17 protein-coding genes and 2 riboswitches are annotated in these 18,501 nt (G+C 45.6%); of the genes, 9 read left to right on the forward strand and 8 right to left on the reverse strand.

Annotation, left to right across the window (positions count from 1 at the left end; genetic code table 11):
• Positions 1-50: 50 nt before the first annotated feature.
• Together QZY95_RS13605 and QZY95_RS13610 are read right to left on the reverse strand one after the other, a co-directional pair.
• Positions 51-500 (reverse strand): hypothetical protein, encoded by a 450-nt coding sequence (locus QZY95_RS13605; RefSeq protein WP_290924446.1) that lies wholly within the window; start codon positions 498-500, stop codon positions 51-53.
• Positions 501-639: 139 nt separating this feature from the next.
• Positions 640-1,275: a hypothetical protein gene (locus tag QZY95_RS13610; protein ID WP_290924448.1), complete on the reverse strand. Its 636-nt coding sequence runs from the start codon at positions 1,273-1,275 to the stop codon at positions 640-642.
• Between the two features lie 234 nt (positions 1,276-1,509).
• Positions 1,510-1,614, forward strand: a riboswitch (TPP riboswitch).
• Between the two features lie 87 nt (positions 1,615-1,701).
• Positions 1,702-1,804: riboswitch (TPP riboswitch) on the forward strand.
• Positions 1,805-1,867: 63 nt separating this feature from the next.
• Here QZY95_RS13610 and thiS point away from each other — a divergent pair.
• The 7 genes from thiS to QZY95_RS13645 all read left to right on the forward strand — a co-directional run bounded on the left by thiS (position 1,868) and on the right by QZY95_RS13645 (position 9,620).
• Positions 1,868-2,068: a sulfur carrier protein ThiS gene (thiS, locus tag QZY95_RS13615; RefSeq protein WP_290924450.1), complete on the forward strand. Its 201-nt coding sequence runs from the start codon at positions 1,868-1,870 to the stop codon at positions 2,066-2,068.
• The gene (locus QZY95_RS13620; RefSeq protein ID WP_290924452.1) at positions 2,068-2,856 is read left to right on the forward strand and encodes a thiazole synthase; all 789 of its coding nucleotides are present in this window, start codon (positions 2,068-2,070) and stop codon (positions 2,854-2,856) included. Before thiS ends, QZY95_RS13620 begins: the two co-directional genes overlap by 1 nt.
• A 1-nt stretch (position 2,857) precedes the next feature.
• On the forward strand, positions 2,858-3,964 hold the full coding sequence (gene thiH / locus QZY95_RS13625; protein WP_290924454.1) for a 2-iminoacetate synthase ThiH: 1,107 nt from the start codon (positions 2,858-2,860) through the stop codon (positions 3,962-3,964).
• An 18-nt stretch (positions 3,965-3,982) separates the two neighbouring features.
• A complete protein-coding gene (thiF, locus tag QZY95_RS13630; RefSeq protein ID WP_290924456.1) occupies positions 3,983-4,594 on the forward strand; it encodes a sulfur carrier protein ThiS adenylyltransferase ThiF in 612 nt (203 codons plus the stop codon).
• A gap of 1 nt (position 4,595) precedes the next feature.
• Complete coding sequence (thiE, locus tag QZY95_RS13635) at positions 4,596-5,234, forward strand: thiamine phosphate synthase (RefSeq protein ID WP_290924458.1); 639 nt, start codon at positions 4,596-4,598, stop codon at positions 5,232-5,234.
• Positions 5,235-5,450: 216 nt separating this feature from the next.
• Positions 5,451-6,449, forward strand: coding sequence for an HlyD family efflux transporter periplasmic adaptor subunit (locus tag QZY95_RS13640; RefSeq protein WP_290924459.1), 999 nt, complete (start codon positions 5,451-5,453; stop codon positions 6,447-6,449).
• Between the two features lie 9 nt (positions 6,450-6,458).
• Positions 6,459-9,620 carry an efflux RND transporter permease subunit gene (locus QZY95_RS13645; protein ID WP_290924461.1) on the forward strand — a complete coding sequence of 1,054 codons (3,162 nt, stop codon included), beginning with the start codon at positions 6,459-6,461 and terminating at the stop codon, positions 9,618-9,620.
• Here QZY95_RS13645 and QZY95_RS13650 read toward each other — a convergent pair.
• The 3 genes from QZY95_RS13650 to QZY95_RS13660 form a co-directional block, all read right to left on the reverse strand.
• A complete protein-coding gene (locus QZY95_RS13650) occupies positions 9,617-10,630 on the reverse strand; it encodes a zinc-binding alcohol dehydrogenase family protein (RefSeq protein ID WP_290924463.1) in 1,014 nt (337 codons plus the stop codon). The two genes, QZY95_RS13645 and QZY95_RS13650, sit on opposite strands and share 4 nt — an antisense overlap.
• 199 nt (positions 10,631-10,829) lie before the next feature.
• Positions 10,830-11,783 carry a glycosyltransferase gene (locus tag QZY95_RS13655; RefSeq protein WP_290924465.1) on the reverse strand — a complete coding sequence of 318 codons (954 nt, stop codon included), beginning with the start codon at positions 11,781-11,783 and terminating at the stop codon, positions 10,830-10,832.
• Between the two features lie 17 nt (positions 11,784-11,800).
• Positions 11,801-12,364, reverse strand: a complete 564-nt coding sequence (locus QZY95_RS13660) for an HD domain-containing protein (protein WP_290924467.1) — start codon at positions 12,362-12,364, stop codon at positions 11,801-11,803.
• Between the two features lie 215 nt (positions 12,365-12,579).
• Between QZY95_RS13660 and ricT the strand changes: the two genes are divergently transcribed.
• Together ricT and metG are read left to right on the forward strand one after the other, a co-directional pair.
• Positions 12,580-13,662, forward strand: coding sequence for a regulatory iron-sulfur-containing complex subunit RicT (ricT, locus tag QZY95_RS13665; protein ID WP_290924469.1), 1,083 nt, complete (start codon positions 12,580-12,582; stop codon positions 13,660-13,662).
• A gap of 179 nt (positions 13,663-13,841) precedes the next feature.
• Complete coding sequence (metG, locus tag QZY95_RS13670) at positions 13,842-15,797, forward strand: methionine--tRNA ligase (protein WP_290924471.1); 1,956 nt, start codon at positions 13,842-13,844, stop codon at positions 15,795-15,797.
• Positions 15,798-15,987: 190 nt separating this feature from the next.
• On the opposite strand, the gene proC is transcribed toward metG, so the two are convergent.
• The 3 genes from proC to QZY95_RS13685 form a co-directional block, all read right to left on the reverse strand.
• Positions 15,988-16,761, reverse strand: coding sequence for a pyrroline-5-carboxylate reductase (proC, locus tag QZY95_RS13675; RefSeq protein WP_290924472.1), 774 nt, complete (start codon positions 16,759-16,761; stop codon positions 15,988-15,990).
• Between the two features lies 1 nt (position 16,762).
• A complete protein-coding gene (ndk, locus tag QZY95_RS13680; protein ID WP_290924474.1) occupies positions 16,763-17,182 on the reverse strand; it encodes a nucleoside-diphosphate kinase in 420 nt (139 codons plus the stop codon).
• A gap of 88 nt (positions 17,183-17,270) precedes the next feature.
• Positions 17,271-18,467, reverse strand: a complete 1,197-nt coding sequence (locus tag QZY95_RS13685) for a divergent polysaccharide deacetylase family protein (RefSeq protein WP_290924477.1) — start codon at positions 18,465-18,467, stop codon at positions 17,271-17,273.
• Positions 18,468-18,501 lie beyond the last annotated feature (34 nt).

Here is an 18,501-nt window from a genome sequence, read left to right on the forward strand (position 1 = left end):
TTGTACTATATGCATACGGCTATCGATATGTGATGCCGTTACGGCGTGTTCTATTCGGAAGGAACGCCTTTAAAAGAAGGGAGAAGTGCTTTTTTAGCAAGCTTGGCGTCTACAGTAAGGATTGGGCCTTCTTCTGTTTCATGCACTTTGTAATCAGTAATTACACGAAGATCATTCGGGTACATTACTTCTTTTTGACGGATCATTTCTTCAACAATGTCAACGAGTGTTGCTTTGGTGTCGTCTGTCAGTTCAAACTGTTCAAGAGAGCGATGCAGGCCGTTCTCCCAGCGGTCGCGCGGAAGGAAAGACGCGTTCCACGCAAATACACCAAGGCCGATTGCATTGTCGTCTCCGCTCAAGCTTTCAGATTCAGCGAGAAGCGGTTTACAGAAAGACATTACGGTATCGGAAAAGTCGTCAGCAGTAGAGGCTTTACGGCGTTTGATTGCTGCAATGCGTTTTTTTAACTTCTGTTGGGCTTTTTTGGGTTTAGCCATGCGGGGCTCCTTTTTCATAAGATGTCTGCCGCGTCATAGTGTTTTTATGAAAGAAGAGCAACAACACAAGCGGCTTCATGGAAAACAGCTGAAATTTGGTGTTGAAAGCAAGAGGTGCACAAGAGCTTGAATGAAGTTCTTATTGTCTTTTGCGATACTGGATAAATGCTGCCAGACCAAGAAGACCTAAAATATATCCCAGTCCCCCGAAGATGTCTTTTACTGTCGTTTTCGGCTGAAGGATTTGCGCATTAAGTTTTGCGAGCTGTCCTTTGACATGGACAAGTTCCTGTTGGACAGCTGTTCTGACAATGGATTCAAGTTCAGCTTTAGTCATAGTGACTGTTTCTGGGGAAGAAGGGGGAGCTGAAGATGTTGTGCTGGTTGCTGCCGGTGTTTTTTCAGAGGTAGTCGGTGCGGTTGACGGCATAGCAGCATCTGCGAAGTCCTGCGCTTCCAGTGTCCATGTAGAGGAATGTCCCTGACCGGCATCAAGCGTAATCACAATAGGATCTTTACTCTTAAGCGCTTCAGCAGAAAGGGGGAACGACCATTCACCTTTTGTATTGGTTTTTCCTTCGGCGAGGAGTTTTCCGGTGTTCTGGTCTGTGGCGCGTATTGTGCTGCTTTGTGCTTTATTGCCACTTGAAAAAAAGGATTCTGTATAGACAGTATTTCCTTCTATCCATGCAAAAATGTTTACGCGATGCGCAAATGCAGATGTTGCAAGAAGGCAGGTGAGGATACAAGAAAAAAGGATGGCTGATATACGCATGGGTGCTCCTGCTATGCTGTGTTATTCATTCAATACCGGATGCAGGTTGAACGTGTATGTCCGGCTTCAGACATATGTTTGTGTGACGATATAAAAAAAAGTAACACGCAGCAAGAAAAGTCTTTTTTCTGCCTAGAGTACAGGTAATGTAAGGAATACAGCGTGTTGTTTTATAAAACGTGAGATTGATTAAATAAACAGCTTTACAGGATTGTTAAACCTGACTATACCTATCTCAACAGCTAGGGGGGTCCTTCGGGGCTGAGAGTGAGCGTAAGAGTTCTGACCCTTGAACCTGATGTGGTTTATACCACCGGAGGGAAGCAATTCAGTTAAAAAGAACTATAAGCTTATCCTTCGGGGTAAGCTTTTTTTTATGCCTGTAGCATAAAACGCACGTCGTTTTATGAGATACAGGGTGTGTCTACATACAGCTAGGGGAGCCTTCGGGCTGAGAGTGAACATTCAGTTCAGACCCTTTGAACCTGACGCGGTTTATACCGCCGGAGGAAGGCTGAGTACTTAACTCGTATTCTGAGCTTGCCTTCGTGCAAGCTTTTTTTATGCGATTGAAGCAGCAAAGGAACCCTATATGCAACTAACTGTAAATGGTCAGATGCAACTGTGCAATGACGACACAACCCTGCTTGAATATCTGCAGGGCAACGGCGTGGATGTAAAAGCGGTTGTCGTGGAACTGAATCGTACCGTTGTGACGGCTGATGATTTTGGAACTACCGTACTTAATGACGGGGATGTATTAGAAATCCTGCAATTCGTAGGAGGGGGCTAATGGAAGCGAACAACAACGACGCACTGGTTATCGGCGGAGTCAGCCTGACCAGCAGACTTTTTACCGGAACTGGTAAATATGGCTCAGATACTATCATCCCTGATGTTTGTGCATCGTCCGGATCTCAGGTGATCACAGTCGCGTTACGACGTGTCGACACAAACGCTGCTACCGGGAACGTAATGCAGCACATTCCCAAGCACATGCAGTTGTTGCCAAATACGTCCGGTGCGCGCAATGCCGATGAAGCAGTGAGAATTGCTCGATTGGCGCGCGCGGCCGGATGTGGCGACTGGATTAAAATTGAAGTTATTTCCGACAATAAATACTTATTGCCGGATGGATACGAAACTGCAAAGGCCACAGAAATTCTTGCAAAAGAAGGCTTTACTGTACTGCCTTATGTGAATGCTGATTTGTATATAGCACGTGATCTGGTGAATGCCGGAGCTGCTGCGGTAATGCCGCTCGGCGCTCCTATCGGTAGTAACCGCGGGCTTAAAACAAAAGAGATGGTTCGTATTCTTATTGATGAAATTTCTTTACCGATTATTGTTGATGCAGGAATCGGTGCCCCGTCACAGGCGTGTGAAGCTATGGAAATGGGCGCAGCAGCTTGTCTTGTAAACACTGCTATTGCCGCTTCCGGCGATCCTGTGGCTATGGGACGTGCTTTTGGCGAAGCTGTACGCGCCGGTCGTGCTGCATATCTTGCGCAGACCGCAGCAGTTTCTACAGGTACTGCCGATGCTTCATCTCCACTGACCGGCTTTTTAGGCGGTATGTAATATGGGTTTTTCTGATCTTCTTTCGCAGTACGATACGCTGGATATGGCAGCGTATCTTGCAGGTGTGACTCCTGCGGATGTGGAGCGGGTGCTTGCAAAGCATTCTATTACTCCACTGGACTATCTGGCTTTGCTTTCTCCGGCGGCAGAGGGGATGCTGGAGGCAATGGCGCAGAAAGCAAACGGCATTTCTATGCGCCATTTCGGAAAGACGATTCAGCTTTTTACCCCGTTATATCTGGCAAACTACTGTACAAACCAGTGTGTCTACTGCGGGTTTAATACCGCGAACAAGATTACCCGTTCGCAGTTGACCGCAGAAGAATTACGCAAAGAAGCCGAGGCTATTGCAGCAACCGGTTTAAAGCATATTCTGATTCTTACCGGAGATGCTCCGGCAAAGTCGACTGTTGAATACATTGGTGACTGTTCCCGCATCTTGAGTGAATACTTTTCGTCTATCAGTATTGAAGTCTATGCCATGACTCAGGATGAATATGCGTACCTGATTGATAAGGGCGTAGACGGACTGACTCTCTATCAGGAAACATACAACAGATCGTTGTATAAAGAGCTGCACCCAAAAGGGCCGAAGCGTGATTACGACTTCAGGCTTGATGCTCCTGAACGTGGATGTATGGCAGGTATGCGTACCGTCAACGTTGGTGCATTACTTGGTCTGGAGTCTGTATGGCAGCGTGATGCCTTTTTCACTGGATTGCATGCTGACTACTTGCAGCGGAAATACCCAGCCACAAGTATTGCGATTTCTCCACCGAGAATGCGCCCGCATGTCGGCTCATATGAACCTGCTTCTATTGTTTCTGATAAAAATCTGGTTCAGCTTGTTCTTGCGCAGCGTATATTCCTGCATAATGTCGGCATCACCGTTTCTACTCGTGAATCTGCCCAGCTGCGTGATAACATGATGCCGCTTGGAGTTACGAAAATGTCTGCCGGTGTAACAACTGCTGTTGGTGGGCATACTTCTGATGATGACAGTACTGCCCAATTCGATATTTCAGATCCACGCAGTGTTGATGAAATGTGCAGAGCTATCGAGTCGAAGGGATTCCAGCCGATATTTAAGGATTGGGAACCGTTTTAACCTGTCAGGAAACAAGTGATGGTAGCTGAATCAACGTTACAGAAAGGGCTGAGCCGTTATTTGAGTGCAGAGCAGCTGGAAAAGCTCGGGGCTGTGACTGTAGGCATTGCCGGTTGCGGCGGGCTTGGGTCTAACTGCGCTTTTATGCTTGCACGTAGCGGTGTCCGTAATTTTGTTATTGTAGACTACGATGTTGTGGATGCATCCAACTTGAATCGGCAGTTCTTTTTCGAAGATCAGCTTGGTCTGGAGAAGGTACGTGTCTGTAAAGAAAACTTGCTGCGTATAGACAGCGGGTTGAACATTACTGTGCATAATGACAAGATAATAGCGCAAACTGCATTGCAATACTTTGCCGACTGCTCCTGTGTGATTGAAGCACTGGATAGCATTGAAGGCAAAAAAATGATGGCTGAGCAGTTCCTTTCAGATTCCCGTCTTTTTGTATCGGCTTCCGGTATGGCAGGCTGGGGAGAGCCGTATATGAAAAAACGGCAGATACGTGAGGATGCTGTACTGGTTGGTGATTTTACCACGGACATTGCTGATTATCCGCCTATGGCACCTAAGGTTCTTATGGCTGCTGCTATGCAGGCCGATGTGGTGTTAACGCATATTCTGGGGAAGTAATATGAACTTTCAGGAAATTTTAGATACCGATATTTATGCTCTGACAGACGAAGGGCTATCCAAAGGACGCTCTAATATTGAAGTGGTGGATGCTATGCTTAAGGCTGGCATTAAAGTGCTTCAATATCGCGAAAAAGATAAGAAGTCCGGAGCAATGCTGGAAGAATGTTTACAGATTCGGGCCATGACAAAGCAGGCAGGCTGTAAATTTATTGTTAATGACTATGTAGATATCGCTATTCTGTGTGATGCAGACGGGGTACACGTGGGGCAGGGAGATATTCCGGTTCCGCAGGTGCGTCAGCTTATCGGTGCTGACAAAATTATTGGTCTTTCTACGCATTCACCTGAAGAATGTAAGCGTGCAATTGAAGTAGGTGCAGACTACATTGGAGTAGGCCCTATTTTTGCCACGAAAACCAAAAAAGATGTTTGTGCGCCAGTAGGGTATGAATATCTTGAATATGTAACACAGAATCATTCAATTCCACATGTCGCTATCGGTGGTATCAAACTGCATAACATCCATGATGTTGCCCAGCATGGTGCTCGTTGCTGCGCGATTGTTTCTGAGATTGTCGGGGCAGATGATATTACTGCTACCGTTCATGCGTTACGCAAGGCAATGGCTTCAAAATAGCCGTAGCTGTCTTTCTATAAAAGATGAAGACCGCCCTTTAAAAGGCGGTCTTTTTTTGTGCCATCAAAAATGTCGGAAAGAATATACTCCGCTATCAGCGGGGAGAAAATAAAAATAAGCGTAAAGTAATAACTTAATGCTATTATTACAGATGCTTTTTAGGTAACAAATGAGTATTCATATTGTTCCATCCGTCAGATTTGAAGGAGCGCATTTATGTGGCGTAAGGTTATCTTTCTCACGCTGATTCTTATTCTCGCCAGTGCAGATCTCGCACATAGTAAGAAAGTTTTTGTTGCAAAACCGGCGAAGCGGTATGTGCACATGACAGGCTTTACCCGCCCTCGAACAGTACTCACTGTTTCAAGCGAAGAAAATGCCCGATGTCTTGCTGTGTATGCGGATATCGGTGACACCATAAAACCTGACGGTGTTTTTGCTAAGCTTGATCCCACCTTTATCGATTTTGATATCCGCCGCAATCTGGATAAACAGCAGGCCACTGAAAGTGATGTGTATTTTTATTCAAAGGAAGCGGAGAGGTATCGTACCCTTATTGAAAAAAAGCATGCGGCACAAACAACACTTGATGCGCTTGAAAGCGATTTGGCCTCTGCAAGAGAAGCGACAGAAGCGCTTAAGGTGGAAGAGCTGATTCTTCGCGAACATAAGCGTCGTCATTCCATACAGGCTCCTGCCGGTTGGCGCGTCATTGAGCGGTATATTGAGCCTGGAGAGCTGGTTCGCAATGGTGATGAATTGGCTAAGATAGGGAATTTTAAAATATTGCTTGTTCCGTTAGCGCTTACCCCCTCTGAGTTGATTACCTTGCAGAAAATGAAAGATATTAAACTGCATCTTCCGGAGCTGGATGCAACTGTTCCGGCATGGATTGAAAATATTTCCCCTGACTATGATCCTGATATGAGAAAGATTCAGGTAGATTTGGGAATTGATAAATTCCCGATGGAAAAGCGGGGAGGAATCCGTGCCGACTTGTATATTCCCATGGCGGAAGGAAAGGGGGCTGTTATTGTGCCCGACAGTGCGTTGGTTCAAGGATATGAAGAGGCGTATCTAGTGCGGGAAGACGGTGAAGAGGTTCCTGTGATCATTATGGGAGATGGTGATGAAGAGGGGACGAAACGTGTTCGTTCAAAAGAAATTGCAGCGGGTGATCGATTTTTAGCAGAACCGCCTCAGACAGGGTTTTAGGGGGATGCTATGCGCTCTGTAATTGCATTTACTCTACAACAGAAGGTTCTGGTCAACCTTGCTTTCTTAGTGCTCATGATCCTTGGTGTCATAAGCATTCTAACCATTCCTGTTGATCGCATGCCGTATGTGCGTATGGGGAAAGTGCACATCAGTGCTTTTTTACCGGGTGCATCACCGTCTGATGTTGAATCTCTTGTTACAAAAGAAATTGAAGAGGCTTTGGAAAGTCTTGAGCAAGTAGAGTATATCCGCTCCCGTTCGTATCGTGAACGCAGTTCTATTTTGGTAAAGTTTATTGACGATTCCGACTATCAAATGCTTTACGATGAGTTGCGGTTTAAAGTGCTCTCTATTCAGAACGATTTACCTGAAGATATGGACCCGCCTAAATTTACGGAGATAACCGTTGATGAATGGCTTCCTGCGTTGAACGTAATTCTTGTGGGTGAACGCTCAAATAGAGCGTTAAGCCTTATCGCAGAAGAGTTGAAAAATGAATTTTCCCGCATTCCGGGGGTAAAAGATGTTCGCCTTAACGGCGAGTACACCCGTGAATTTCATGTTGATCTCTCTCCGGCTAAAATGAATAGATATATGGTGACGCTTGAAGAGGTACGTAAAGCGTTGCTGGATGCAAATGTATCCATTCCTGCCGGTGATTTTGATACGGGAAAGACAGAGTATGTTGTCGTCGTCGATGAACGTTTTCGTACTCAAGAAGACATTGAGAAAGTAATTCTTCGGCGTGACAGTGAAGGTTCCTTCGTGCGTGTCGGCGATATTATGACAAAGGCGGAATACGGCTACCGTGATCCGCATGTCATTACTTCTGTGAACGGCAAAGATTGTATTACTGTTGCCGTGATGAAACAGAACACAGGGAATGCTATCGCTATTTGTGATGCTGTAGAAGCGATTGTTGATAAGCATAGAGAGAGACTTGCGGTAAATAAGGTAACGCCTGTCATAACACAGGATCAGCGTATCTACATTGACGAGTCCATGAATATTATGGGGTCAAACCTGCTTGTCGGTATTTCGCTGGTGTTAGTAATTATCTGGATTGTTATGGGGCTGCGTAACGCGGTTATCACTACTGTGGGCATACCATTTTCGTTCTTGGTTACGATGATATTTATGAAGCTGTCCGGCAATTCCCTAAACGAGATCACATTATTTGCATTTGTTCTGGTTGCGGGGATTATTGTTGATGATGCGATTGTTGTTATTGAGAATATCTTCCGGCATGTCCAACTTGGTGAACCGTTGAGAACAGCAGTCGTTGACGGGGCAGCCGAGGTTGCTGTTCCCGTGATTTCCGCTACTTCCACAACGGTGGCTGCTTTTCTTCCTATGCTTATTATGTCCGGTTCTACAGGGGATTTCTTCGCGCAAATTCCTATTGCAGTGAGTTTTGCAATTGCAGCGTCCCTTATCGAGTGTTTGTTGATATTGCCGTTGCATTTTTATGATTGGCCGGGGGCAAAGAAATTTGCACAGGAGTATGTGCCTCCCAAAGATCAGGCATTTATGATTCGTTTTAAAGAGATAGCCGTATCCATTCTCCGCGTGTTTATGAAGCACCGTACTAAATGCATTGTATCTGTATTTATAGCATTTCTCGGTGCGTTGTTCATTTTAGGAGTGTCGGTTACGGGGACAATTCCACTTCTGCGGATTAAATTTTTCCCTGATAACTACAATATTTTTTATGTAAATGTTGAGGCTCCGGCGGGAACTTCTCTTCAGGAAGTTTCAAGAAGACTGAAAGAAATGACAGTTGTTATTGATGGCAAAGGGAAGAATGTAGTCAGAGCTGCCACAGCGTTTGCAGGGTTTTATGTGAATGAGGATTATGAACAGGTTTACGGTTCAAACTACGGAACAATAAATGTTGAGTTACCGGAAATAAATTCGAGGATTTTTGCTGACTACCCGAAGAATGATCCAATTGCTCATCTACAGACAATGCGTGAAGAACTGACAGAGTATGCGCATAAGAACTGGGGCAAGCGGTGGGTTGTCCGTGTTCGTGCCGAATCTGATGGGCCGCCTACAGGAAAAGATGTGACTGTCAGAATAATGGGTGTTGATACTAAAAATGTCGGGCTTCTTACACGCGATATAATGGGCTTTCTACAGAATAACAAAGAGTTTGCTCAGTACCTCGTCGACCTGCGTCCTGACACAGGGTATCCGAACAGTATTGTCCGCTTTATTCCGGATGAAATGCGGGTGTCACAGTATGAACTGACACCACGCCTTGTAGCCAGAATGGCTGGCTCTATTCTTGATGGTTCTCTCGTTGGTGAGTTTAGAGCAGATGATGAAGATATTGATTTGCGGATGCGTGTGGATGAACGTTATCTACAGGAGCCTGAAGATGCGTTGAATATTCCTGTTATCGAAGAAGATATGGGGCCTATTCGTCTTAGTGATATTGTGAAGATACAGACGTATACAGAACCCGGTCAATTTAACAGGTTCCAAGGGGAACGTGCTATTACGCTTTCTGCAAACTTGAAGCCCGGTTCATCCTATTCACCTCCGTACATTGTAAATGAAGTGGTGAAGTACTATTCAACCATTCGTACCAAGTACCCCGGAGCGACACTTAATTTTTCCGGCGAGTATGAATCTACACAGAAATCGTATTCATCCTTGATGTTTGCTTTTTTGATTGCCTTGCTTGTAATTTACATGATTTTAGCAACACAGTTTAACTCGTATGTACAGCCTTTCATTATTCTTTCAGCAGTGGTTTTCGCGCTGATCGGCGTTGTGTACGGTGTTTTCCTGACGCGCACGCTGTTCACCATTAACAGTTTTATTGCCACAATCGGGGTTACAGGAGTTGTTGTAAACGACTCCCTTGTGCTCATTGCATTCCTCAATAACCTTTGCAAAAAAGGAATGCACAGGGATGAAGCCGTTTATGAAGGGGTGCGTATGCGGTTACGCCCGATTTTGTTAACGACTCTTACAACGACACTTGGTTTATTACCTATGGCTGTAGGTATCCCATATTACTCACTCAACTGGGGAACAATGGCTGCAACTTTCGTTACTGGACTATGCACAGCAACGTTGCTCACCTTGTTTATTGTTCCAGTGTTGTGGCACTTGTTTATGGGACTGCAAGAACGGTTGGCGAAGGAGAGCCATTAGGGCGAAATGACAATGGCTTGTTTGCCGACCATCGTGCCGGACTCTTGCTTTATGTGCGCTTTCTGAATGTTTTTTACAGTAAGCCCGTAGAGTGTCTCTGTAAGTGGTGAGCGGATTTTCATGGAATCGATGAGTTGCGAAATTTTTGTGAGCGTGAAGCCCTGCATGTTCAGGTCTTCTGTTTCGTACATTGTCCGTACAAGAGCAAATTCCCAGCATATGCGAATTGATTTTGTTTTGAAGAGCCGTATGTCCAAAGGGCCGTCAGGGTCGTCAATTAATGCGATGGCATTTTGTGGTTCAATGAGTTCTGCCATTGCTGCCCAGTGTTGGCTCATGTGAGTAGTACAGAAGATGGAATGTACCCAGTGAAAGCCTAAGGCACGAACTTGTTTTACAAGGTCTTCGTGGTGGCTGATAACGTAATCTGCACCCATATCTTTGCACCAGTCCACAGTTTCATCACGGGAAGCCGTAGCTATAACGGTAAGCCCAGCCCATTTTGCAAGTTGTATTGCCATGGAGCCTACGCCGCCGGCACCGCCTATGATGAGAATTGTTTTATCTGTGTTTGCGTGACCGGCTGCAATATAGCCGAGTCTGATAAATAGCGCATCATAAGCGGTAAACGTGACAACCGGAAGAGCTGCTGCTTCGGCATCGGAGCATCGTTGCGGTGTGAGAGCTACAGTACGTGCGTCAGCAAGTTGATATTGGGCAAAGGAACCTGCGTATTTGCTTTGTCCCATGAAGTATACACTGTCACCTTTTTCAACTCGGGTAACGTCCTCGCCTGTATCTACAACAATCCCGCAGGTATCATGACCGAGAACAGCGTGCTCTGATTCGGGAGTACGCATGCGAACTTTTGTATCTACAGGATTGATCGAAGTTGCCAGCACTTTTACAAGAATTTCCTGCCCTTTCGGCGTTGGAATAGTACTTAATTTTTCAGAAAACGTTTTACTGTCTTTAGCGTCTCCGCCACCGCGAGCTAAAATCTGAAGCATAGTTATACCGCCTGTTGCAAAGTTTGGTATCAATTCTAGCAGGAAAGAAGGTGTACTATCCAGTAGAAGTTCTGGAGGGTGTCGATGGGCTTGCTTTTCTGATTTGTATCGAAATGATGCAACACTTCTTTTTGGCATAAAAAAAGGGATGCGCCATAGAGGCACATCCCTTTTTAGGTACATTGTAGTACTACGTTGACTACTCAGCAGGGAATTGTGTTCCAAGCTGTGTCGCCAGCATTGCTTTTGCTGATTCGCAAACAACGCTCCAAGCGTAGCCGCGTTTGTCTTTAGATCCGACACCCGGAATAAGGTATGCAGCGAAGCGGATGGAGAAAATAAGCATATCCATGCCGCCGAAGAACAGTGCGGTAAGCGGGCAGTAGTGTTTCCAGAAGTACATCTGTTCACTGCGAGTACGTGCTTTGATTACGGAGGAACCATTCAATGCGTAGTCAGTGCATTCACACTGAAGAGCAAATTTATCAAGAACACGGGCAGTTGCCTGCGGTACGTAGTAAATTGCAAAGGACGGGTTGAGTGATTTTACAATGCGTCGGCAGAAATCTGCATCTGCAAGACCTGCGTAAAAACGCTCATCAAGTTGTCCAAGTTTTGCGATAACGTCTTTGCGGACGGCAGCAAAAGTGAAAGGAACAAAGTTCACAGTCATTGGCTGGTCAGCATTGCGTGTTTTAGAGCAAGTGCAGCCGAACATACGCTTGAAGTTTGCAACAAGACCAGGGAGACGGTCCACGGTTTTGAGACCGAGGTTGTCTGCACCGACAACTTTACCACCGGCAACAGCGCAGGAAGCGTTGGTTGCAAATTGGTCCATGAGGCGACGTACGGAGCCTGCAAGAACTTCAACACGAGGGTCAACAAAAACGATAAGGTCGCCGGTTGCACGTTCTACGGCCTGATTGGCAGCAGCAGCGTAGCCTTTATTATCAGAGTTTTGAATAAGCTCAATCTCTGGAAGAGCTGTTTTGGCAATAGTTCCGCAATCATCAGCAGAAGCGTTGTCCACAACGATAATTTCTGCATCAAACTTAGCTGCGGTTTGGTTTTCAATAGTCTGTTTAATAGAATCGAGACAACGCCCGATGAATTTGCTTGTGTTATTTGTTACAATAACAAAAGAAAGTTTCATGATTATGAATCCTTATGCTATGTACGTTTAGCTAATCCTACGGAGTCAGCTATGGGAGTGATGGATTCAATGGCCAGTTGAAAAAACTGTCCTAAATCCAAGTCCAGTTTCTCGCACTCTCTAATTCGGTCACGACTGACAGACGCGGCAAATGCCTTGTCTTTCATTTTCTTTTTTAAGCTTTTAGGTTTCATGCCTTCCATGCCGTTTGGTCGAACAAGCGCATTCGTGGCAATAAGGCCGGTAACTGTTTCAGCACAGCGAAGTGCCAGATCGAGTTTTGTGGTGGGTTCGTGGTTCGTGTATTCCGAATTATGGGCAAGTATAGCATTCAGTGCTATTTCTGGAAGCTTTCCTTTGAGTAGTTCTACAGATTGCTTTCCATGTTCCTCAGGTGTGTCCTTTGTGCTCGGAAAATCAAGATCGTGCAACAAGCCGGTTATGGACCAAAGCATTTCATCTTCACCAAAGTGCCGTGCCAGTCCAGTCATAACTGCCTCAGTTTGCATGGCATGGTGAATAAGATGAGGCTCAGGATTTTGTGAATCCAGCAGTTGAAAAGCGCTTTCACGATCAATCATTTTTATTCTCCTGAAATACATTTACAAAATCATGCGAACGATTTTTCATAAACATGAATGCGCCAGAACACAACCATATATTCGATTTGTTGACACGAGCGTCAATAAAGCCGAAAAGAAAATGTTCTTTCAATAAATAAATGCTGAGCAAAAACGTTGCATCAGCATATAACATATACGTGTTGCCTTGGCAGCATTTCGAAGAGTGGATCGCCATGTCATCAATAGCTGGTGTTAAGTTCCGGGAATATGGGAACATATACTATTTTGAAATAAAAGATCTGGAAGTCTCCATGGGAGACTGGGTCGTTGTTGATCAGGGGCAGGGACTTGGTGAAGTCGTTGTTCTGAGAGACGATGTGCCGGCAGATGCAGAAAGTGATGAGCTGAAGCAGGTAAACAGATTAGCGGAAAATGAAGATTTAGTACGTCATCAGGAAAATGAAGGGCTTTCTCGTGAAGCGTTTCAATACTGCCTTGATTGCGTTCGTCAGCGTAAGCTTGATATGAAGCTTGTAGACGTTGAAGTGTTTTTTGACCGCAGCAAAATAATTTTTTACTTCACTGCTCCAAACCGTATCGACTTTAGAGAGCTTGTAAAAGATCTTGTTAAAAACTACCGCACCCGTATTGAACTGCGTCAGATTGGTGTTCGCCATGAGACACAGATGGTCGGCGCTGTAGGTAACTGCGGCATGGTTTGCTGCTGCCGAAGATTCCTGCGCAAGTTTGCTCCTGTAACCATTAAGATGGCAAAAGAGCAGAACTTGTTTCTCAACCCTGCTAAAATTTCCGGAATCTGCGGAAGACTGCTTTGCTGTCTTTCTTACGAGCAGCAGAACTATGAAGAATTTCATCGTGCTTGTCCGAAACTTGGTAAGAAATACTTCACCGAGGACGGCTCTGTAAAAGTTCTTCGTGCGAACATGTTCCGCAACAGTGTTTCTTTGCTTTCTGAGTTTAACGAAGAAATGGAAGTGACATTGGAAGAGTGGGCAGAAATGAAAGCAACGCGTCCTGATCAGGCATTACAGGATGCTGCGCGTGCTGCTGCAAAAAAAGCTGCTGAAGAAGCTGCCCGCAAAGAGCAGGAAGCTAAAGAAGCAGAGGAAGAAGAAGCTCGCCGTGCTGAAGTTGAAAAAGAACTTGAAGCACGTGCAGAAGCAGAAGGCGTTGATGTTGATACACTGCGCGAGCAGATGATCCGCAAACCGGGTGTGAAGAGCGCAGAGCCTATGAAGCGCACAAGCCGCGGTAAACGCAAACGTAAACGCAGACCGAAGTCTACAGAAGAGTAGTCACTGCGAATAACGACAGAAGATATCGTCGAGAGAGACTTCATTGCTCAGTTGTAATGGAGTCTTTCTCACGAATACTTATAGAATGAATGTTTGCTGTGTACCTGCGTATACAGCCAGAAAATACAACAAAGAATCCAGCGCCTGTTTCCAGCGGGCGAAGCCGTCGGGAGATTCTCTTGGAACGCTTTTATATTACGACTCCGATTTACTATGTGAATGCTAAGCCGCATCTTGGACACGCCTATACTACAATCATTGCTGACACCATGAAGCGTTTTCAGCAGATGATGGGAAAAGAGACCTTTTTCCTTACCGGTACAGACGAACACGGCGATAAAATTGTTCAGGCTGCTGACAAAAACAAATGCACCCCGCAGGAATATGTTGATCAGATCAGTCAGCTGTTCAAAGACCTGTGGCCGGAGCTTGGTATTTGCAATGACCACTTTGTTCGCACAACAGATGTTGCCCATAAAAAGGTAGTGCAGGACGTACTGCAGAAAGTATACGATTCCGGCGACATCTATTTTGGTGAGTACGGTGGCCATTACTGCTACGGCTGTGAGCGTTTCTACACTGAAAAAGAATTGGAAGACGGACTGTGTCCGCAGCATCAGACAAAGCCTGAGTACATTGCTGAGAAGAACTACTTCTTTAAGATGTCCAAGTATCAGGACTGGCTTAAGCAGCATATTCTGGACAACCCTGAGTTCATCCGTCCGGAACGCTACCGTAAAGAAGTACTTTCTTTGCTCGATAGCGGCGAACTTGAAGATTTGTGTATTTCCCGTCCTAAATCCCGTCTTGAATGGGGTGTGGAACTTCCTTTCGATAACAACTTTGTTACCTACGTGTGGTTTGATGCGCTGCTCAACTATGTTTCTGCATTAGACTACCCTGAAGGTGAAAACTTTAAGAAATTCTGGCCTGCAGTACAGCATATTGTGGCGAAAGATATTCTTAAGCCGCACGCAATCTTCTGGCCGACTATGCTTAAAGCTGCCGGTTTTGAGCCGTACAACAACCTGAACGTGCATGGTTACTGGCTTGTAAACGACACCAAGATGTCCAAGTCACTCGGTAACGTTGTTGCTCCGCTTGATATGGCGAAAAAATACGGTAACGACACATTCCGTTTCTTCCTGCTGCGCGATATGCACTTTGGTAACGATGCAAGTTTCTCTGAAGAAGCACTTGCCATGCGCCAGAATGCTGAGCTTGCAAACGATTTGGGCAACCTTTTCAGTCGCGTTCTTTCTATGGTTAAAAAGTACTTCGGTGGCGTTGTACCGCAGCCTGCAGAGTACACAGAAGCTGACATGGAATTACGTGAACTTGCTTCTAACTCTTGTAAGAACTTCCAGCAGCTTTTTGATAACGTGCGTTTCTCTTACGGCATTGAATCTTTATGGGAACTGGTTCGTGCATTGAACAAGTACGTTGATTCAAGCCAGCCTTGGACTCTTGCAAAAGAGGGTGATACCGCTCGTCTTGGTACTGTAATGTACACAATGCTTGAGTGTATGCGTAAGGTTGCATTGCACTTATGGCCGGTAATGCCGGAATCTGCTGAAAAGCTTGTTGCGCAGCTCGGTCTGGATTTTGATCCACTGACAGCAAATCTTCCTGCGGAAGTAGAAGCATGGGGTACATTGCCTGTAGGTATTGAGATTGCTCCTGGTTCCAACTTATTCCCGCGTGTTGATATCGACAAGCTCCGCAAAGAGATTGAAGAAGCTGCTAAAGCTGCTAAAGCTGCTGAAAAGGCTGCTAAGAAAGAAGCTGCTCCGGCTCAGGAAGTTGCAGAACCTATCGAATTTGATGATTTCACAAAAGTTGACCTTCGTGTGGGTAAAGTGCTTGTTGTTGAAGATCATCCTAAAGCGGATCGCCTTTTCCGTTGTGAAGTAGATCTTGGTGAAGAAAAGCCGCGTCAGATTCTTGCAGGGCTTAAAGAGCACTTTACAGCTGAAGACCTTCTTGGTCGTCAGGTTGTAGTTGTTGCGAACTTGAAGCCTCGTAAAATCCGTGGACTTGAGTCCCACGGCATGATGCTCGCTCTGAAGACTGCTGAAGGCATGGAAATGCTTACCGCTTCCGGTGAGGTTCCAGCTGGAACTAAAGCTTCTTAATCTAGTTGTATACCTAGTGGGAGTTGCGTGGTGTACCAACTGTAAGTTGGTTACATATAACAACCTTGTATCCCTCCTAGAAAATGAATAACGTACCCCCCCCCGCTTCTGTGAGAAGCGGGGGTTTTTATTGAGCACATTATAAAAAAAAGGGCGCATCCGTGGATGCGCCCTTACTAGTCTTTACGAATTATTTACTCATTTCAATGCCGCGATCGTGGGCTTTGAAAATAGAGTCGATAATGTTTCCGCGAAGTGCAGTGCGATCCATATGGTTAACCGCTGCGATAGTAACTCCACCCGGTGAGCACACCATTTCACGAAGAACAGAAATATGATGTTCAGACTCTTCAGCAAGCTTGGTAGTGCCTTTGAAGAGATTGATCGCCATTTCAGTTGCTTCGTTTCTGTGGAAACCGACGCTGACAGCAGCTTCGGTTACAGCTTCGATGAAGTAGAAAACATACGCAGGTCCACAGCCGGCAACGGCAGTGAAAGCATTGAATTTTGCTTCCGGCAGCACCATTACCTGACCGAGCTGCTCGAACATGGTGTGAACGGCTGTTTGTTGCTTCTCTGTAAGAGACGGGTCTTCAAAACAGAAAGCAAAAATGCCTTCGCCTACCATAGCAGGTGTATTCGGCATGCAGCGAATTACAGGGCATTTACCGCCGCTGTATTTAGTGAGCGTCTCCATAGAAACACCTGCTGCAATGGAAATGATGACCTTATCCTTTGTGAGTGCGGGCTGGATATCTTCAAGCACTGTTTCGACATAATCGGGCTTAACCGCAAGCAGAATATAGTCTGCCTGCTTGGCAAGTTCGATGTTAGAGTCGCACGCTGTGCACGGAACATTACCGCTCGGATCATAGCCGAGAAGGGTGATGTCCTTTTGGGATGTAAGACCGCCGAGAATGGCGGAACCCATGTTACCGCAGCCGATACAGCCGAACGTATTCATGTTAGCCAGTGATCTCCAGATTATTAAAGAAGTAGTTAATCTCGTACTCTGCAGTTTCAGGAGCATCGGAGCCGTGAACTGAGTTCGCTTCGATGTTTTCTGCAAAATCTTTACGGATGGTTCCATCTGCTGCATCTGCAGGGTTGGTAGCACCCATAATAGCACGATAGTTCTCAATTGCGTTTTCGCCTTCAAGAACAGAGCAGACAACAGGGCCTGATGTCATGAACTCAATAAGGCTTTGGAAGAAAGGACGCTCTTTATGAACGTAATAGAATCCTTCAGCCTGTTCTTTTGTCATGCGAATTTTTTTCATAGCAACAACTGCAAGTCCTGCTTCTTGGATGCGCGCAAGAATTTTGCCTTCAAGGTTGCGTGCTGTTGCGTCTGGTTTAATGATGGAAAACGTTCTCTGAATCATTGCCAATGATCCTCCAAATAGAAAGGTAATTGAAGGATACAACTGTCGAGATGTATGTGGTATCCGACTTCCTGTTGTATCTAGCCCGCTAGAAGTTCAGCATCTCTGACAGTTTGACAACCGCAACCTTTTTGTTGCGCTGTTTTTCCCATTCCTGCAAAGCAAGCAGGGTGGTAGGATACGGGTGTCCGATTGCAATGGCGGTACCTTTTGCCAAGGCAATACGTTCTGCTTTTTTCAGCTGGTGCAGAGTGCTGGGAACTTCTTTTACATTATCGATGAAAACATTTCTCCTGAAGGCAATAAGCCCTTGCCTTTTTGCCTCGTCAAAAAACACTGATTTTGCGTGTGTCATGCTGTCTAGAACAAAGAGCCCACTTTTCTTTGCCTCAAGTGCAACAGCACGGACTGCTTCCCGCTTTTGCGTAAACTTGGAACCCATATGGTTGTTTAGCCCAACAGCCTCGGGAACAAGCTTAAGGTTAGTGCGGATAGTTTCACGTATTTCCTCAGGTGTCATAGTAACGTATACGGCTCCAGGTCCCGGTTTTGCATCAGCAGATATCGGCTCCATAGGCTGATGAATGATGATCTCACGGGAAACAGCACTTGCTACCTGTGCAATTTCTTTTGCATAGGATGACCGTGGCCATATTGCAAAAGTGACTGGGTAGCTTAAGCCTGCAAGCGAATGTGCTGCCGAAATACTTTCACCAAGGTCGTCTATCACAATCGTGAGATGACCGCCAATATCCTGCGATACAGCACTGTTATCAGCGCCTGCTGTACCACTGGTTTTGGTAAATTTAAGCAGGTGTGTTTCTACACCGTTGAATGTTACGCGATATATTCTATCAGAAAGTTTAGTCAGGTTTGTTTTGTCTGACCACTGAAGTAATGCTGTCGCAATTGGTGCAACAAGGTTTTCAGGGTCAAGTGCGGTTTCGATGCGTAACTGTTGAAAATGAAATGTCTCGTCGCCGAAGCGTTGTTGCTCAACTGCAATAAGCTTAATGGCAGATGTTGGAATGTGCGCATCTTGAAGTGCCCGTATAATGGCATAGTCAATGCGCTTTACACCTTCTTCCATAGGAGCATCCATGCGTTCTTCATACGGTAATGAAGCTACGTTCACCGCCGCACGGATTTCAGTTGCAGGTTCCGAATGTCGTTTTTCTGGACTACTGGTGAGAACATAAATTAAGGCGATCAATGTGATACAGCAAATAGCTGCGAGTGCATAATAAGGCCAGCGCGCGGGCTGGTTCTGTCGCGAATCAGACATCAAGGCTCCTAAAGGAAAATTAAATACCCAAAAG

The organism is Halodesulfovibrio sp., assembly GCF_015482765.1.
Lineage (GTDB): Bacteria > Desulfobacterota > Desulfovibrionia > Desulfovibrionales > Desulfovibrionaceae > Halodesulfovibrio.

Coding starts and splice junctions, on each gene's coding strand:
- ricT (WP_290924469.1), top strand. CDS start 12,580: ATGTCATCAATAGCTGGTGTTAAGTTCCGGGAATATGGGAACATATAC.
- QZY95_RS13645 (WP_290924461.1), top strand. CDS start 6,459: ATGCGCTCTGTAATTGCATTTACTCTACAACAGAAGGTTCTGGTCAAC.
- thiS (WP_290924450.1), top strand. CDS start 1,868: ATGCAACTAACTGTAAATGGTCAGATGCAACTGTGCAATGACGACACA.
- QZY95_RS13620 (WP_290924452.1), top strand. CDS start 2,068: ATGGAAGCGAACAACAACGACGCACTGGTTATCGGCGGAGTCAGCCTG.
- QZY95_RS13650 (WP_290924463.1), bottom strand. CDS start 10,630: ATGCTTCAGATTTTAGCTCGCGGTGGCGGAGACGCTAAAGACAGTAAA.
- thiF (WP_290924456.1), top strand. CDS start 3,983: ATGGTAGCTGAATCAACGTTACAGAAAGGGCTGAGCCGTTATTTGAGT.
- thiE (WP_290924458.1), top strand. CDS start 4,596: ATGAACTTTCAGGAAATTTTAGATACCGATATTTATGCTCTGACAGAC.
- QZY95_RS13655 (WP_290924465.1), bottom strand. CDS start 11,783: ATGAAACTTTCTTTTGTTATTGTAACAAATAACACAAGCAAATTCATC.
- QZY95_RS13685 (WP_290924477.1), bottom strand. CDS start 18,467: ATGTCTGATTCGCGACAGAACCAGCCCGCGCGCTGGCCTTATTATGCA.
- QZY95_RS13660 (WP_290924467.1), bottom strand. CDS start 12,364: ATGATTGATCGTGAAAGCGCTTTTCAACTGCTGGATTCACAAAATCCT.
- QZY95_RS13640 (WP_290924459.1), top strand. CDS start 5,451: ATGTGGCGTAAGGTTATCTTTCTCACGCTGATTCTTATTCTCGCCAGT.
- QZY95_RS13605 (WP_290924446.1), bottom strand. CDS start 500: ATGGCTAAACCCAAAAAAGCCCAACAGAAGTTAAAAAAACGCATTGCA.
- QZY95_RS13610 (WP_290924448.1), bottom strand. CDS start 1,275: ATGCGTATATCAGCCATCCTTTTTTCTTGTATCCTCACCTGCCTTCTT.
- thiH (WP_290924454.1), top strand. CDS start 2,858: ATGGGTTTTTCTGATCTTCTTTCGCAGTACGATACGCTGGATATGGCA.
- ndk (WP_290924474.1), bottom strand. CDS start 17,182: ATGATTCAGAGAACGTTTTCCATCATTAAACCAGACGCAACAGCACGC.
- proC (WP_290924472.1), bottom strand. CDS start 16,761: ATGAATACGTTCGGCTGTATCGGCTGCGGTAACATGGGTTCCGCCATT.